The sequence below is a fragment of the Nocardiopsis sp. TSRI0078 genome (assembly GCF_001905145.1).
Taxonomy (GTDB): domain Bacteria; phylum Actinomycetota; class Actinomycetes; order Streptosporangiales; family Streptosporangiaceae; genus Nocardiopsis.
Genome location: NZ_LWLB01000012.1, coordinates 383,457 through 399,567, shown reverse-complemented (window position 1 = coordinate 399,567; position 16,111 = coordinate 383,457). Strand labels below are relative to the sequence as shown.

Below are 16,111 nucleotides of genomic sequence, written 5' to 3'. Positions count from 1 at the left end.
AAGCTAACAGTGATCACCCGGATACGACAAACTTCGCTGACCTGCATGAACATCCGTTCTCGGATGGCGGCCCCGCCCCACCTGGGTGTTCGTTCCGAAGCAGGGGCATGGCCGTGTCCGGTCATGGCGAAGACGAACCCGAAGGCCTCGCGGACGCGATAGGACCAGTGCCCTTCGGCGGGTTCGGCTCACTCCCGACCTCGGACACCCCTCGATCCGAGTCCGGAGCGGGCGACCGCGCCAAGGCGGAGTGCGGCGCTCCCCCGGCACGTTCCTGGCGTACGAAAGGCCTTGACCATACGATCTTGTCAGTGGTCAGGGAATCCTGGATTCGAAGGATGGACGGAGCACGAACCGAAACGGGCGGGGGAGATTCGGTCGACGCGTCGGGCTGTGGCTGTAGCAGCCGTCCCATACGCCGGAGCTGTTCGAGCTTCACACGGCCTGTTCGGGCTGTTTCGGCAGGGAGGGGCTGGGGTGGCCCGTGTAGGAGACGGACAGCGTGTCCCGGCACGGGTGCAGGCCACGAACAGCAGGTTGCGTTCTCGCTGGAGGTCGTGTGTGTGCGCCACCGGATCCTCCGAGCCGTGGGGCGCCAACCCCGCCGAGTCGAGCGCCGATCGACCCTCACCCGTGGAGGCCGCTGCGGCACGCAGCCGCGGGCCGGGCGTTCCGCTGTCCCTGGTCACCGATGGCCAGTTGTGGGCGCTGGTGCACGCCCGCCAGGGTGAGTCCACCTCGGTGGGTGTGTTCGACGCCGGCCTGTGGTCTGAGGAGCCCGTCCTCTTCCAGGCGTTCACCGCGCTGCTGGAGAGTCGGCGGGTCCAGATCCCCGCCACGGCCAAGGACGGCAGGACCTTCACGGACTCCACGGCCGTGCTCTTCGCCAGGACGATCGAGAAGCAGAGCGATCTCACCGAGGACCTGGGTCAGCGGGTCCGGCAGGCCGTGGAACCGCTGGTCGCCGAGATCGCCCGCATCGACCGTGGGTCCAGCGGCCGGTTCCCCTGGAACACGTGGGCGAGCGCGAGGTGTACAAGGGCGCGCTGACGGTGCTCATGCGCCTGGTGTTCCTGCTGTATGCGGAGGAGCAGTGGTTGCTGCCCACCGACGACCTGTACGCCGAGTACTCCTCGGTGACCCGGGTGCACGATCAGCTGGCGGACGACCGCAACCAGATCGGCGAGGAGGCCGGGGACCGGCGCGCGGCGGCGTGGCCGCGCCTGCCCGCGCTCTTCGCGGGGATCCACGATGGTGCCGAGCACCCGGACCTGCGTCTACCCGCCTATGGTGGCTCGCTGTTCCGTCCGACGCGGTCTCCTGTAGTCACACGCCGAACCGCCCGCCGCCCGCCCCTGGATGCACGTCGCTTCCTGAACGCGCGGGGGGCGTCGAAGAGGGCGGCTCGCACTCCGGGGGCCGCCCATGAGAAGGGAGAGGGCTCCGCGCTCTCTGTCGGGTGTTCGGCTGCCCCGGCGTTCAAGCGCGTCCGCGGGATCGTTGCCCCTACGCGGGCGGGGTGCCCTCCGGCCAGAAACAGGGGGACGAAGCGCTGATGGAGAGTTTGCCATCGATATTGCTCCTCAGAGCCAGGGAGAAGGCGTCCTCTTCGTTTCGAACAGCGATGTACATGTCGTCGGGACGGTCGTCGTGGACCATGACGTAACCGTGGTCGGTCCAGTACTGATGGAGCAGTTCGGCGTTGGCCTCGTTGTCCTCCACCGGGAGGCCCGTCAGCCAGTAGCTTCTAGCGGCCATGACCCGGTCCTGTGAGCCTCCGTCTGTCGGATCGTCACAGCTGGCGCCTTTGATGACAGGGCCGACCGGTTCGAGTTCCAGCGTCTCTGGAAGAACGGCCACGGTGTTCGTGATGTGCTCCTCCAGACGCTCCACCGCTTCTTCGGTGTTCAGTGCCTGTTCCATCGGTTCTTCCTGCGTCGCTGTTTCGTCTGTGGACTGTGCTGTTTGTTCGTGTCCGCCGCAGCCTGAGACCAGCAACACGACGATGCCGACCCAGCTGGACCATGTTCGCCAGTACACGCTTCGTTCCTGTCCTTGTTAGTGCTGCCCGGCGATGACCTCGCCCATGTACGCCCAAGATTTGCTATCTACCTTGAAGTACTCTGAGTGGGCGGCTCCGAGGGGGAAGTTTTTTATTTCGAATTCGGATCCTGTATTGGAGGGAAACTGGGTGGCCCCGAATTCTTCACTGGTGGGGTCCTCGCCGTGGACGGAACCGGTTGTGAAGCTGATGTTGTCGTTTGCTGCTGTCGAGGCGTGCACGTCGTCGGGATCGAAGCCCAGTTCGCTGACATGGTCGGCGTTGACGCCGGGACTGCCAACGAACACCAGCTCGTCGGCGTCGATCCCGCCTGCGCTCTGTGCGGTGTGCCCCACCACCGTCGTACCGTAACTGTGTCCGATGACCGTGTTGTTCGACGGCTCTCCCTCGTGAGTGGCGCGCAGGCCTTCCTGGAAGCTGCTGAGGGGGTCTGTGGCGTTCTCGGCGTAGGTCGGAGAGGCGGCTCCGGCGTTCTTGGGGGTGTCGTATCCGATCCAGGCGATCACGGAGTTCGCGGTTCCCTCGGAAGCTGCGAGATCAGTTGATTGCTGTAGCCACTCGGCCCGGTCCATCTGGGTACCGATGCTCTGCCAGGTGGTGTTGGTTCCCGGAACAAGGGTGCCCACATTGTCGGCCGTGTCGGGGTTGCCCACCGCGACGATCGCCCGTCCCGTCTCCCCCGTGGGGTCCAAGGCCAGGAGGAACTTGTCCTCCTCTCCCTCCTCCTTGTTCTCGTTGTCCAGGCTCTCCCGCAGCTCCTTCAGAACGTCGCGGTCCTCCCTTGCTTGGGCCAGATCGGGGAAGAGCTTCGGGTCGACATCCTCGTCGAAGGTCCTCTCGCCTCCGGAGCGGTCCTCGATGATCTCGGCGGCTTCCTCCTCCAGGCGTTCGACCTCTTCCTCTGCACGTTCGATCTCGTCTTCCAGATGCTCGCGGTTCAACTCGTCGCGCACGGTCGCGGGAATGCCGTCCAGGTCGCGCAGGATCTCGGGATGCTCGTTCATGGCGGCGTCCCGTTCCGCCTCGCTCAGGGAGTTCCACCAGGTGCTGACGGCACCCGGGTCGGCGTTCTCGGTGAACTCCTCCAGGGGGAGGTCCCCGGCGGGGAGGAAACCGGCATGGTTCCAGCTCAGGTGGCCGGCCTCCACCAGGCGTTCCATCGTCTGCTCACTGGGGCCGTTCCTCAGGTCCTTCTTGACCTGGTCGGCCTGGTCCATCAGCACTTCCCAGGCCGCGTTGTGCTCGACGATGAGCTCGCAGCTGAGCCCGTTCAGCGCCATGACCTCCTGGGCCTCGCGTTCCGCCTCGCTGTTGGTGACCGCGTCGAAGATCCCTGCGGCCAGGCCCCCCGTGACGCCGCTGGCAGTGGCGTCGGCGATGGGGTGGTCAACGCGGGCCTGGGCGTCGACCTTGGCCCTCTCCCAGCGCTCCAGGAGTTCCGTGCGGACCTCTCGGTAGGCCTCGATGTCCTCGCCCCACAGTCGCAGAACCGCCGCGCCGTGGGTCAGAGCACTGCCCGCCTCCTGCCAGGACATCAGGTCCTTGGCTGAGGCGGTGCTGATGTCCCAGGCGATGAGGTCGGTGAACTCGTTGGCCGCGCCGTTGAACTGGCCGTCGAGGCCTTCTGCTCTGCCGTACATCGTGGCGCAGATCCTGTCCAGGGCATCGGCGCCGCTGTTGATGGCGGGGACGTCGGCGTCGATGTCCGGGGGAAGGCCGCTTGACATGCTGGCGATGGACACGGGGGATTTCCGTTCCTACGAGGGCTCTGGGAGGAGGTCCGGGGAGGGATCAGCTGACGTCGTTGATGCGGATGTCCAACGCCTCCAGGCCTTCCTGGTAGGACTCCGAGTTCTCGTGGTCGGTGTCGAGGATCTCGATGTCGGCTCCCTGCACGTTCACCGCCAGCGCGATCCCGTTGCGGGCGACCGCCTGGATGTGTTCGAAGGTGGCGACCTCGTAGTCGTCCAGGCCCGCGGCCACATGGCTGGACACCGCCCCCCGGAGGTCCTCGACCGCCGCCTCGAAGTCGATCCCGAGGTAGACCATCGACTCGGACATCTCCTCGGCCTTGTCGGCCTCGGACATGGCCTCGTACGGGTTGACACCCGTGCCAGCGGACATGGGGGCTCCAGGGGTTATGAGGGAGTAGGGAGACGTTCGCGGGGGAGCGAACGGATCAATGTGTACCAGAATGTTATGATTAATGGCTAAGAGTCACCTCTGGGTAGCGCCTCCGTGAAGCGTGCGGACTTCGCGAGAACGCCTGTGACGTGGGGTGACAGCGAAAAGCCGATGCCCTGGCCGGTTGCGGCCACAGCGAACCGGTCACGCATTCCGCACCCGTCCTCGGGGGCCCGGAACCACCCGGCGTCCTGTCCCCACCGACCTCTAGCCTTGTGCCATGGGCGCTGACAGGGCCCTCACACCCCCGACACCACGTGAGATCCGGGCCGAACTCGAAGAACTGGTCGTAGGCGACCTCTACGGACCGGTCGGCGGTGACGAGCACGAGCAGTTATCCACCACCGAGCGCGTCACCGACCGCTACATCCTCGGCAGACTCGCGCCCAACGGTGCCCTCGTCGCCCCCGACGACCCGGACCGTTTCGCCGAGTCCGGGGTGCACGAGTCGGTGAGCATGGCCGACGCCGACACCGGTGACACCGAGCCCGAGGTGCCCTCCGTTCCCAGCATGTTCTGCAACACGCACGGCTTCACCGTGTGCGTGGAGCCCGGCACCACCGGACTGCTCGCCCACGCGTCCTGGGCGGTCTACCGGAGCGTGGCCACCCCGGAGGGCGAGGGCCGCCCGTACCGGCGCCATCCGCACAGTGCCGAGGTCCGGGTCCCCCTTCCCGAACACGACACGCTGCTCCAGCAGATCGAGCCCGACCCCGGACTCCCCGCGGTCGTCCTGCGCGGCCGGGTGCGCTCCTACGATGGCCGCCGCCTGGTCACCCTCTTCCTCGTCAACGGCCAGCAGGGCAAGGAGAGCTCCCAGAGCAAATGGCTCTTCCAGGCCGAGCTCGCCCTGACCGCCGCCGACGGGCACAGCCCCGTGTTCGTCCCCCGCCCGGAGAGCTTCTCCGGCGGTGACCAGAGCGACCGCGACGAACACCGCAACCTGGCCATGACCCACCGCTTCCACGCCGAGTTCGTGGTCGGGCACAGCACCGCCGTCACCGTCACGACGGCCCCGGCGACCCGCTCAGGGCCGTCCGGGTGGGCACCTCCACCGTTCCCGGCCACGAGCTCCGGCACACCGACGTCCCCGCCGCCGGCAAGGACGGGGACCTTCCCGAACTCGCGGACCTGGTCGTGGACATGGCGGTGCTGGGACGGAAGGACGGCACGGCCCCGAGCGTGGGGCAGGCCCTCGCCCCCTGGTCACCGAATACCGGGCCTGGATCGAGCGCCAGAGGGCCAGGGTGGAGGACCCCGACGCCCGCCTGGTGCACGACGACACCGACTTCCGGGACGACGCCCGCGCCAACCTCACCGGGTACCCCTGCACCACAACATCGAGACGGGCGTGCTGGTCCGTGACCCGGGCCAGGTGCGCCGCCTGATCGCCCACTTCGACGGCCTCATGGGACGGGGCGGTCCCCTGGAACGACTGTGAGCCCCGCTGTTCAGCCAGGAAGCCCGTACCAGGGCGAGGACGGGTACGGGCGAGACGGGTTCACAGCCAGCGGGTGAGTTTCTCCCGGGGTGTGTCCGGTCGGACCCACCAGAGCCCGACCTCCTTGTGCCACTGGGCCCTGACCTCCCGCTTGGCCATCTCCTTCTCGTGTTTGGGCACGTTCACGTACAGGCGGTTGTTCACCACCTTCCCCACCTCAGGGACGGGACCCTGGTGGGCCTCGTCTCCCGGGGACGGCTGCCAGCGGTTCCGGGGGCTCATCGGCTGGTCCTGGTAGGCGTTGTCCACGATCCGCCGCACGCGGGCACAGGCGGTGGGGTCGGTCAGGCGCATCATCAGGTCGGTGGCACCGCGACTGGCCAGCAGGTTGAGCGAGCCGTGCCAGAGAACGGACTCGTCCAGGACCACGACCTTCTCGTGCATCCGGGGCCTGACGGCGACGTCGCATCCCTTCTCACGCATCTGTCGGATCAGCCGTTCCTGCCGTTCACCCTGACTCTGCTCGAAGTCGCTCGGTGGGCGGGTGTACACGATGGCCCGCACCCCCCGCTCGATGCGCCGGGACAGGCGCTCGAGCCACCGCCCGACCGGAGCCACGTTGAGGTAGGCGCTGTAGATCTCGATGCTCTTCTCGGCCTGCTCGAAGTCCCAGGACAGAGCCCTCTCCACCTCGTCGGCGGGGAAGAACGCCGGACGCCGCAACTCGTCCTCGCTCAAGCCGCTCAGGTCACCCGCGCTGCGGACGGGAACGAGCTCCTCCACCGGGATCCGCTGGGCCGTCCGCTCCAGGGTGGCGAGCAGGCGCACCGTCTCACTGTTGGGCCGCAGGTGCTGCCGTAGGTATTCCACGTCGGCGACGACCACCAGGTGGTCCTGGGCCCTGCTCAGCGCCACGTTGAGGAGGCGGGTGGTGTCCGAGGACAGGCCGCTGCCCTCATAGAAGCGACCGGGCTTCTTCCCCGCCCCCGCCACGGTGTCCAGGATGACGAGTGGGCGTTGGCTGCCCTGGAACCGGTGCACCGTGTCGGCCAGACCCTCGTACTCCGCGCCGAACCGATGCTTCAGACTGCTCCTCAGATGGTTCACCTGCTTCCGGTAGGGAGAGATGACCGCCATCAGCTCGGCCGGTGATCCGGGTTCCTCGTGTTTGCGTCCGGTTAGGACCCCGTCGTACTGGAGGCCGCGAACCAGCTCATGGATGACGGCCTCGTGCACTTTGTTGGTCTGGTGCTTGTCCCACTCCTTCAACGCGACCCGCCTGGCCGAGGTGTCCACCAGTACCACCGCTCGGTCCATGAGCGGCGAGTACGGCAGGCGGGAGGCGTCACCGCGTCCGGTGTTCAGAGGTGCGTCGGGGTAGGCGACCTCGTTGACGACGGAGCAGATGTCGGGGCGCATGCGGTACTGGGTGTCCAGACTGACCAGGCGCGGATCGTCACCCACCCGGCCGGTGGAGTCCACCAACCCCGCGGCGTGGAAGGCGTCCCGGTCCATCCACTGCCGTGAGTGGTGCTTCTCCTCCGGGCCGAGGGCCTTGGAATCCGATCCCTGGGTGATGGAGGGAAGCTGCCGGAAGTCCCCGGCCACGACGACGCGCTTGCCCGCCAGCCCCGCCGCACACCATGCGGAGGGGAGGTCGACCATGCCCGCCTCGTCGATGATCACGGTGTCTACGTCACCCATGAGGTTGCGCGACCGCAGGGCTTTCGCGAGGGTCGTGCCCATGACGCGGCACCTGGAGTGGACCTCTTCGAGCAGTCCGTCCAGCTTCTCGCGAACCTCCTCGAGTTCACGTTCGGCCTGCCCGATCCGCTCGTCGAGCACAGCAGGGGACGGGAGGCCGCGCGTCGCCTCGTGGGCGGCGTCCCGTTCCCGGACACGGGCGGACACCGTTCGGGCGATCTGGCCGAGGCGTCCCGTCGCGGCGTCACGGTGGCGCAGGGCCTCGCCCAGGGTGGACCCCAGCCGCTCCTGCCGGTCCACCAGGGTGGCGAGACGCTCGGCCTTGCGTTTGGCGAATATTCCTGAGGGAGTCCCGATGAGCCGGATGCTCTCCGCCACCTGTTCCAGGTCCGCCTGGGCTCTGGTCGCCTCCGCCTCGCGTGCTGAGGCCTCGTCGGTCGTCTCCCGCTCCAGAGACCGGGCTTGGGCCAGCTCCGCTTCGGCCCGGGCGAGGCGTTCGTGGGCGGCGCGCTGCTCACCGGCGGTCTTCAGGAACCCTTCCCGTTCCTCGGCTTGAGCTGCCAGGTCCGCGCCCAGGCGCCCGACTACCATCTCCGGGTCGATCACCGACCCGAACCTCTCCCGGAGTGAGGCCACCTCGATGTCACCGGCTCGTTGAACCAGGCCGCTGTCGAAGTCCTCCTCACCCTCCAAACGCTCGCATACGCGTTCCAGGGCCTGGTCGACGGCCACGTTGGTGGGGGCGAGGAACAGGACCCGCTCGCCGAGACGGTACGAGCCCTCGGTGATGAGGGAGACCACCTCGGTCTTGCCGGTACCGGGCGGTCCCCACACGAAGGTGATGCCGCTGCCGAGAGCCTGTTCCACGGCCCGGCGCTGCCCCGGGTTCAGGGGCATGTCCCGGTACCCGCTGATGAGCCGGTGCGGGGCGGTCACACGCCCCACGGAGGGCTCACCGCCACCGAGGATCCAACCGGCGGTGGTCGGGTTGACGGGGCCGGGGCGCTGTCCGGAGTCCCGGATGCGGTCGGCGAGGGACTCCAGAAGGTGGGTGTCGTCCTCACGGAGTTGGACGTTGCCGGGCTGGCCTCCGAGGTCGGTTCGGGTGGTGACGAGGACCTTGCCGTTGGGGTGGGCGGTGGCTGTGGCGTAATCCCAGGGGTCCTTGGACCTGGAGGGCCGGACCAGCAACCGGTCGGATTCGAAGGAGTCCTTCCAACGTGTGCAGGAGAACAGGTATGCGTGGGGGGTCTCGCCGTGACCGACCTGGACACGCTTTCCGCCCTTGAGGGGGAGCTTGTCCTTGTTGGTGGCCGAGTCGGCGAGGATCGCCCTGATCTCGTTGTCGATCGCTGTGATGAACTGGTCGGCTGGTTCGGGAAGTGTGCTCGGGGAAGTCACAGAGCCCTTTCGGGGTCGTCAGCACGAGGGGAACAGCGTCCAGGAGTATGCCCGATGCCGGTGACGTTCCGGAGGCGTTCGGGTGCTCCGGGTTTTCCAAGGCGCTTGTGGGCGGCAACACACGGCACAGTAAGGGTCTCTCGAACAGAGCACGTCCCTGGCCGACCGCTCTTCCTCAGCCTGGGGTGTGCCCGTCCCTCCACGAGGCCGTGAACCCTGCCGTAGTAAGGGAGTGATCAGGTGAGTCCCAGAAGCACCTGACGGCCGTCGTCGCCGCTCCCGCATAGTCGAGCACCACGGCGCCGGGAACGGCAGTAATGGAGGGTCGTGCTTCAGTGTCCTCGGCGCCGACCTGGCTCACATCGATCACAACGGGGTCGTCTCCGGAGTCCCAGCCGTGGAACCAGATTTCCGCGTCCGGCCCGAGAGAGTGCTCACCGGAGTTGACGACGCCCTCTGCCAGGACGATCGAGTCGCCCGCCCCCAGCCCTGTGACGTCGGAGGTGTCCGGTACCGCCTCAGCGGGGTTGGGCAGGGTGGCCAGTGTCGTTCCCCCGGGGGCCTCACGCCGGTACTCCCCGTCGCGGGCGTACCAGACCACGACCGACCCGTCCTCCAGTACTCCGGTGACCGCGCCCTCCCATTCACCGATGACCTCGCCCGTCGACACGTCGAAGAGGATGTTGGGGGAGTTCAGCGTCCTCACCACCAGGTGCCGGTCGGAGAGGGGGGCAAGGCTTCGATGATCGATGGACTGGAAGGCGACGACGCCGAAGTCCTCCTCGAAGCGCCACAGTTCCTCACCCGTCCGCAGATCGCGGCCGACCAGGCCGGAGATGACGACGTCACCCTCCTCCCGGGTGTAGGCGAAGTCGCGTACCACGCTCGGTGCGCAGGTGAACGCCTCCACGACCACGTCGTCGAGGACGATCGCATCGTCGGTGCTGCTGTTCAGGCCGTCGGTGGTGGTGCACTCGGCCGGTTCCTCGCGGGTCCACACCGGGTCACCTGTCTCCAGGGAGAGCGCCGTCAGCGCGGGACCTGCGGAGGAGCGGACGACCATGGTCCCCTCGTCCACGGACCGGTGGAAGGAGCTGTCGTCCACTCCGGCGTCGTCACCACCCGCCTCGTCACGGGCGGACTCCTCAAGGATCTCGCCCGTGGACGAGTCGAATCGAAGCAGCAGGGAACCGGTCTCGGACTCCTCGACCTCCAGCGCCAGGTATTCGCCGTCGCGCGAGGCGTACGCCGCGAGGGCGGCGGCCTCCGCGCGGTACTCCCACAGTTCTTCGCCCGTATCCCCGGCGAGTACGACGTAGCCGTCATCGAGTACCACGGCTACCCCTGTGGGTACGGGGACGGTGCCGATGACGCGGGTTCCCTCAGGAGGCCGCCACTCCCAGCCGACCCGTTCCACCTGATCGGGGTAGGGCAGTGCCCGCGCGTCGTCGTGGGTGGTGTGACTGGTACCGAAGGAGAGTCCACAGCCGGTCGGCAGTAGGAGTACGGACACGCAGACGGCAGCGGGAATCAGTCGTCTCGTCATCGCACGCATCATGGAGCCGTGGTCCGCCACTGTCTTCAACCGATCCCTCATGTTCCGTACCTTGTCGACATGTTCGACGTGGCTCGGTGTTGTTGGTCGTGTGTTGCCCGTCCTCCGGTTCCAGAGCGACTTCCACCAGCCGAGTGGAGATCCGTACCTGGTCGATTCCTCATGGCCTCGGAGCCGTTGCCCATGGCGAAGCCCTCCATGGGTTCCGCGCCGTAGTAAACCACTGAGGTGTACGTCCTCTGGGGTGGCATCGACGTCTCCCCTGATGGACTGTGGGAAGTTCGTCCGGTCTTCTGGGCTGGGACAGACACGACTCTGTGTAGCTCTCTCCGGAACATGTCCCGGGGAGATCCGCGACCCTGACGGCCCCGCCACGGGTGCCGATCCGCCTTGTCGTGGGCGGTCCGTACATTCCGCGGTATGAGTTCAGGACTGATGGCCTACAGCGTCGACCCCGAGCGGATCTCCCACGCGAACCCGGCCTCCTACCGGAGCCAGTGCGAACGCCACGGGAGCTTCCTCTTCAACGCCCCCTTCTCCCCGGTGAAGTTCTGGTGGTTCGCCGAGGTGGACAAGGTGTTGGCGGGCCTGGGCGTGGACGCGGTGCGTATGGACGACCTGTGGATGGGAGAGGAGGACGGCGAGGAGTGGAGCAAGGAGGCCGTGCGCCAGGCGGCGTCGCAGGCGCGCGCCGTGACCACCGAGCAGGTGGAGGCCCTGGAGGACTACTCCATGCGCAAGTCGGTGCACACGGTCCTGGAGTGGATCCGGGAGGCGGCCGAGCAGGACCACGGAATCGTCGGTTTCTACCACTGACCGCCGCCAGCCCGGGTGCCGCCCTCGGAGGGCTTCCCCCCCCTCCCCCCTGGGGCGGCCTGCATCTCCTCGAAACGCTCCCGCAGGGCCGTCTGGTTCGCCTCGATCTCGCGCTCCTGGATCTGGAAGAGCACGTCCAGGTAGGTCCGGGTCAGTTCCACCCCCTCGCGGCACTCCACGTTGCGCATGGCCGCCTCGGTGTCGTCCGAGTCCACGCCGGTGTCCTTGCCCGAGCCGATGGTGTCGGGGTCCTCGCCCGGGTAGCCGGCCTCCGCCGTGCACTCGCGCCATGCGGGCTCGGTGCTCAGGACCCGCTGGTCGGCGGCGGCCTCCTCGAAAGCGGTGTGCGTGGTGTCCTCGGCCACGGGGCTGGTCCCAGCGCGGTGGCGGATTCACCCGCCCGGGCCTCCTCCACCCCTATGAGGCGGACGCCCTCGTCGGGCTCCTGTTCGGCCCAGCCCCTGCAGCCCCACTCGGGGGATACCTTGCCGGCACCGGGCCAGCCGGGCGCGAACCCGGATGAGGGATCCGTATCGCGTTCGAACCACGGTTCGCCCTCGGCGGCGGTGCCTCCGAGGCTCCGGAGTGTGCGGGAGAACCTGGCGGCGTCGAGGTCGGCCCCTTCCCACAGCTCCCCACAGGCCGTGTCGCATATGTCCTCACCCGGATCCGCTATGCACCCGCCGGGGGTGGCCGCCTCACCCTGTGGGGCTTGGTGCCCCTTTCGATGAGGGAAGAACGTGGAGAGCTGGGGACCGAAAAGGCCAGAACGGCCAGGCCGGCGGTCAGCAACCCGGTGCCCCGGGTTTCACTCGGCATGCGGCGGGCTGGCTCCTTGTCGGTTCAGCGGAAACCCCTTCCCGAAAATTTGTGCCCGTGTATACGCGTTTTCTGGTATGCCGAAAATAGCTCGCAGGATTTCTGCGATCGATGGTTCCCTGGGCAACCTGAAGCCGGTGTCCGACTGACCGGGGAGTTCCCGCCCGCCACACTCCTCCGCCTCGCGTCGCCTCGGACGAGGAGGTCTGCGAGGAGGGCGGGCGGATCGCGGGCGTGCCCGGCGGCCGGGCCGCCTCACGCGACAGGGCGGGTCGTGCCGAAGCGGTCGCGGACGCGGGTGCCGCCCCGGTACTAGGGGATGCCGCGGTGAGCGCCTGCCCGCCCTTCGGGGTGGCTGTTTTCCGGTCCGCCGTGGGCTGATATCTGGTGGGCGTCGAACAAAGATCGTTCGTACGTTCGATTTGGCCTGCTCGGATGGAGCGGGTTTGTGTGGCGCCTGTATTACCAGCGGTGGTAATTATGGTTTTGGTCTGTATTTATATCCCTGGGTTTGTGGGGCGCTGTGGGAGTTTGGTAACTTCCTTGCGGTTCGAGAGGGGCTTGGATGTCCCCCATATTATTTTTCTGTCATAGCTGGAATGTGTAGGCACCAACCGTAATGCGTCGTTCCCTGACCCGTGCGACGGCGGTTTGTGCGGCTTACGCCCTGGTCGTTTCACTGGGGGGAGCCGCTCCCGCCGCAGCCGACGAGGAGGCCTCCGCCGCCATCGATGGCGCGGCCGTCTCCGAAGGGCGCGGCGCCCCGGGGGAGCGGAGCGGTGAACCGGGCAGGACCGCCTCGGTCGAGGGGGGACCCCGCGACCCGGCCGGATCCGACGGCCCCTCCGTGGCCGACGGCTCTCCCGCCCCCGTGCGCTCCGGCGACGGCCGGACCGAGGCCGGCAGCTCCTTGTGGACCTACGTGGACCGCGCCTTTCCCGACCGGTTCTACGGCGATGCCGAGACCGCCAGTGTGGGCACGGGGCGCCTCGTGTGGGACCGCGTCTACACCCGCAGGGCCCTGTTCCGTTTCCCGGTCGCGCTCGGACCCGGCACCGTCGTGGACTCCGCGGTGCTGCGCACCGAGGTGGTGTGGTCCTATGACTGCGACAGCGACTCCTCCATGCAGCTGCACCGGGTCGACCCCTTCGACGGCGGGGCCACCTGGAACGACCAGCCGGCGGTTCGCGCGCTGCTCGACACCAGGAGGGTCAGGGGCGGCCGGGCCGCCTGCCCCGTGAGCGATGGTGTGGAGTTCGACGTGACCGAGGCCTACCAGTGGGCCGTGGACAACGGAGAGCCCCACATCCACCTGCGGCTCGGGGAACGCGACGAGTCCGGGACCACGGCCTGGCGCCGCTTCGACGTCGCGGACGACCCACCGGTGCTGGTGGTCGACCACAGCACACCGCCGGCCCCGGGCGCGGCCTCTGGTCCGACCGGCCCCCCGGGCGACTCCCGGGACGGTGCCGCGGACGCCGGGCCACCCGGTGGCCGAGCCGTCGTCCATGGCGAGGGGCCCCCGGACCTTCCACTCACCCGGTCCGCGGGAGGGCCCGCCCTTCCCGGCGGCACCGTCCCCGGGGCCGGGGGAACCGACGACGTCCGTGTCCAGGGCCTCGTTTCCGTCGGCCGGCTCCGGGCCGGGGGTGAGCGGGTCCGTTTCCAGCGGGAGGAACGGGCCGACCGCCTGACCGCTCCGGGCGGCCGTCGGCGACAGGACGGGGACGCGGCCCCCAGGGCCCGGGGGCCTCCGAGCACCACGCCGGTCGGAGACCGCACCCCGGTCGACCGACCGCGGGGAACCGGTTGACGGACGACGGAACCCCTCTCTCCCGATGCGGCATCCGGTCGGGCGGAGGAACGCATCGGCGGTGGCCCGAGGGAGTCGGGCGGGCCGCTCCCGGAGCGCCATGGTGGGGTGGGGCCCGGAAGCGGTCAAGGAGCCGTCTCGCCGCAGGCTGGCACAGGGCGCAGTGACCGCCTGCGGTGACGGCACGGTTCCGCGCCGGTGGGAGATGGGGTGTTCGTCCCCGATGCCGGACGCACCTACGGCGGAGCCCGGCAGGAGGCTCTGCCGCCGGAAGCCGCGGTGGTCCGGAACCGCCTGTGTGCATGGGCACCACGCAGGAGGATTCCGGACCGCCATCGGCGTGCGCGCGGGGGCCGGTCCGGTCCCTCGCGCGGAGTTCAGACAATCCGTCCGTTCACCGACGGCGACGGGAGTGCGGGACGCGCCCCCATTCGCATGGTCCCGGTCCGCCGCGGGCCGACCGGGGAAGGGCGGACCCCGTGACGGACTCGTGGTCCTTGCGGGAACGGAGTCGATGCGGTCAGGGGAATCCTTGAACGAATCACTCATCTATCAAAGCTTCGCGCATTATCCTTTGACGGACGGTGGTTCGATGAAAGAAAGACGCTGATGGCCACATGGGAAGAGGCGCACTGGGAGTCCAGTGCCGACTCCGGACGCGCTCCGCACGCCTCCCCGAGCCCTATCAGCGCTACATTCCCGACGGTGTCGACGGGCTCGGCGTCTATCGACACGACGCGCCGGCAGGGAGCGCGGAGGCGAGCGCATCGATCAACGCGTGGCTGGAGACATTCGTCCAGGCTTGCGCCATCGCGGTCGAACAGTCGATGGCGCTCATAGGCCGAATAGACGATCTTCGCACTTCGTGGAACGATCAACTGTCCGCTCACCGAGAGTCCCTCGGGCGGCGTGCCGCTCCACGTGCGGACTCGGCCGTCGCGCGCCTGCTGGGGCGGCTGCCCGAGGCCCCGGTGGTCACGGCGACGACCCTGTCGAGGATCCTCGGTGTCTCGTTCCCGGCGGCGAGCGCGGCCCTGGACGAACTGCGCCGGGCCGGGATCCTCCAGCCCAAGTCGATCGAACGGGGTGCGACCGCCTACCTGGCCCGTGATGTGCTCGACCTGATCACCATGGCGGAGCGCACGCTGGCGAGTACGAGGTTCGACACCCGGTCCTCCACACCGAACCGTCCAGTGCCGGTGTGCCCCTGCGGCTGACCCGGGAAGCAGTACCGGGACCTGTTCGGGGAGGCGTCCTCACGCGGGGCCTCGGTGACCGTGTGCTCATTGTGGCCTGCACCGGCGGAGTCTCGGACATTCTCGGTGGTGTCCAGAGACTGCTTGGCCTGTGTGGGGATGAGCTCGGGACGGGTGATGATTCGGGAGGCCTTTGTTCTTCCGGGGGATCGGGGGCTTCTCCTGCCTCCGTCGTGGGGCGGTCAGCGTCGAACGTCTGGTCGGTATGGGCACCCGGATGCACCCCCACCTGCGAAGTGAGTGACGGGATGGGTGGTGCACACTCACCGGGCGGATCTTTGCCACCGTGCACCCGCCGGTGCACCCCCGACAACGCAAAAGCCCCTGACCACTTTGCGTTTCCGCTGGTCAGGGGCTTTCGTCTCTGGGGTGAGTGACGGGACTTGAACTGTGGTGGGGGAGTGTCCTGACCTGGGAAAACGCGAGAACTCGCAGGTAGTGGAGGAGGTAGTCCCCCGGTTGTGCTGTGTTGCTCCACGTTCCGCTGGCAGGTGTGCACCCTCCGGGTGCACGGAAAACGCCCCCTGGTACACCCCTGGGGGTGCACCACACAGCTCTGTGGGGGACCCCGAGGTGTGGACGATCTCGGTGAGCAGCAGCCCGCCAGCGTGGGAGACGATGCCGGTTCCGTCGTGGGGGGTGCGGTCGGAGATGGAGGTCGGTAGGCTTCAGTCGGAAGGCACTTCTGTTCCTGCTGAGGACGTGGATCTCGACAGTCCTTAGGGCCTCAGTTCAGGAGCATCTTCCGCGCGTTTGGGTCAGTGATGGTTTCAGCCCACACGAAAGCCCGAGAGCAGCCTGTGGCGGTGTGGATCTAGCCGTGGACGTTGCGTTCAGTAATTGTCGATGGGGCATCCACCGTGCGTGAGCCCTGGCTGTCCGCAAACGACATATCCGCCCACCTCGCAGTGACGAAGGACATCGTGTACACCTGGATCGCTGAGAAGGCCATCCCAGTCCACAAAGTTGGCCGGTTGTGGAAGTTCCAGGCCAGCGAGGTCGATGACTGGGTACACCGCAGCGGTACCGACGCCAGCCGAGACAGTGCAGACGAGTGAGC

General features: G+C 67.9%; 13 protein-coding genes. 7 read left to right on the top strand and 6 right to left on the bottom strand.

What is annotated here, in order from left to right; translation table 11 throughout:
* Positions 1-561: 561 nt before the first annotated feature.
* Entirely contained in the window at positions 562-1,050 is a 489-nt protein-coding gene (locus tag A6A08_RS12070; RefSeq protein WP_158069275.1) for a hypothetical protein, read from the top strand.
* Positions 1,017-1,556, top strand: a complete 540-nt coding sequence (locus A6A08_RS12065) for a hypothetical protein (RefSeq protein ID WP_073702645.1) — start codon at positions 1,017-1,019, stop codon at positions 1,554-1,556. Before A6A08_RS12070 ends, A6A08_RS12065 begins: the two co-directional genes overlap by 34 nt.
* Here the strand turns inward: A6A08_RS12065 and A6A08_RS12060 are convergent.
* The 3 genes from A6A08_RS12060 to A6A08_RS12050 all read right to left on the bottom strand — a co-directional run bounded on the left by A6A08_RS12060 (position 1,507) and on the right by A6A08_RS12050 (position 4,186).
* Positions 1,507-1,923, bottom strand: a complete 417-nt coding sequence (locus tag A6A08_RS12060) for a hypothetical protein (protein WP_242422371.1) — start codon at positions 1,921-1,923, stop codon at positions 1,507-1,509. The two genes, A6A08_RS12065 and A6A08_RS12060, sit on opposite strands and share 50 nt — an antisense overlap.
* Positions 1,924-2,058: 135 nt before the next feature.
* The gene (locus A6A08_RS12055; protein WP_338013124.1) at positions 2,059-3,804 is read right to left on the bottom strand and encodes an alpha/beta hydrolase; all 1,746 of its coding nucleotides are present in this window, start codon (positions 3,802-3,804) and stop codon (positions 2,059-2,061) included.
* Positions 3,805-3,853: 49 nt separating this feature from the next.
* The gene (locus A6A08_RS12050; RefSeq protein WP_073702643.1) at positions 3,854-4,186 is read right to left on the bottom strand and encodes a hypothetical protein; all 333 of its coding nucleotides are present in this window, start codon (positions 4,184-4,186) and stop codon (positions 3,854-3,856) included.
* 280 nt (positions 4,187-4,466) lie between these two features.
* Here A6A08_RS12050 and A6A08_RS12045 point away from each other — a divergent pair, with 280 nt between their 5' ends.
* Complete coding sequence (locus A6A08_RS12045; protein WP_073702642.1) at positions 4,467-5,687, top strand: hypothetical protein; 1,221 nt, start codon at positions 4,467-4,469, stop codon at positions 5,685-5,687.
* Between the two features lie 60 nt (positions 5,688-5,747).
* Here the strand turns inward: A6A08_RS12045 and A6A08_RS12040 are convergent, their stop codons facing one another.
* Positions 5,748-8,792, bottom strand: a complete 3,045-nt coding sequence (locus A6A08_RS12040; protein WP_073702641.1) for an AAA domain-containing protein — start codon at positions 8,790-8,792, stop codon at positions 5,748-5,750.
* Positions 8,793-8,967: 175 nt separating this feature from the next.
* Positions 8,968-10,338 (bottom strand): PQQ-binding-like beta-propeller repeat protein, encoded by a 1,371-nt coding sequence (locus A6A08_RS12035; protein WP_158069274.1) that lies wholly within the window; start codon positions 10,336-10,338, stop codon positions 8,968-8,970.
* A gap of 429 nt (positions 10,339-10,767) precedes the next feature.
* Between A6A08_RS12035 and A6A08_RS12030 the strand changes: the two genes are divergently transcribed.
* Complete coding sequence (locus A6A08_RS12030) at positions 10,768-11,163, top strand: hypothetical protein (RefSeq protein WP_242422369.1); 396 nt, start codon at positions 10,768-10,770, stop codon at positions 11,161-11,163.
* Here the strand turns inward: A6A08_RS12030 and A6A08_RS12025 are convergent.
* Positions 11,154-11,528: a hypothetical protein gene (locus A6A08_RS12025; RefSeq protein WP_073702638.1), complete on the bottom strand. Its 375-nt coding sequence runs from the start codon at positions 11,526-11,528 to the stop codon at positions 11,154-11,156. The two genes, A6A08_RS12030 and A6A08_RS12025, sit on opposite strands and share 10 nt — an antisense overlap.
* Positions 11,529-12,601: 1,073 nt before the next feature.
* Between A6A08_RS12025 and A6A08_RS12020 the strand changes: the two genes are divergently transcribed.
* From A6A08_RS12020 to A6A08_RS12010, 3 genes are all read left to right on the top strand, one after another.
* Positions 12,602-13,795, top strand: coding sequence for a DNRLRE domain-containing protein (locus A6A08_RS12020; RefSeq protein WP_073702637.1), 1,194 nt, complete (start codon positions 12,602-12,604; stop codon positions 13,793-13,795).
* Between the two features lie 971 nt (positions 13,796-14,766).
* Positions 14,767-15,012: a hypothetical protein gene (locus A6A08_RS28190; RefSeq protein WP_199866905.1), complete on the top strand. Its 246-nt coding sequence runs from the start codon at positions 14,767-14,769 to the stop codon at positions 15,010-15,012.
* A gap of 899 nt (positions 15,013-15,911) precedes the next feature.
* Positions 15,912-16,109, top strand: a complete 198-nt coding sequence (locus A6A08_RS12010) for an excisionase family DNA-binding protein (protein ID WP_073702636.1) — start codon at positions 15,912-15,914, stop codon at positions 16,107-16,109.
* Positions 16,110-16,111: the final 2 nt, after the last annotated feature.

What these genes read in the sequence shown, in the direction of transcription:
- A6A08_RS12035 (WP_158069274.1), bottom strand. Translation starts at nt 10,338, where the DNA reads ATGACGAGACGACTGATTCCCGCTGCCGTCTGCGTGTCCGTACTCCTA.
- A6A08_RS12045 (WP_073702642.1), top strand. Translation starts at nt 4,467, where the DNA reads ATGGGCGCTGACAGGGCCCTCACACCCCCGACACCACGTGAGATCCGG.
- A6A08_RS12060 (WP_242422371.1), bottom strand. Translation starts at nt 1,923, where the DNA reads ATGGAACAGGCACTGAACACCGAAGAAGCGGTGGAGCGTCTGGAGGAG.
- A6A08_RS12050 (WP_073702643.1), bottom strand. Translation starts at nt 4,186, where the DNA reads ATGTCCGCTGGCACGGGTGTCAACCCGTACGAGGCCATGTCCGAGGCC.
- A6A08_RS12030 (WP_242422369.1), top strand. Translation starts at nt 10,768, where the DNA reads ATGAGTTCAGGACTGATGGCCTACAGCGTCGACCCCGAGCGGATCTCC.
- A6A08_RS12020 (WP_073702637.1), top strand. Translation starts at nt 12,602, where the DNA reads ATGCGTCGTTCCCTGACCCGTGCGACGGCGGTTTGTGCGGCTTACGCC.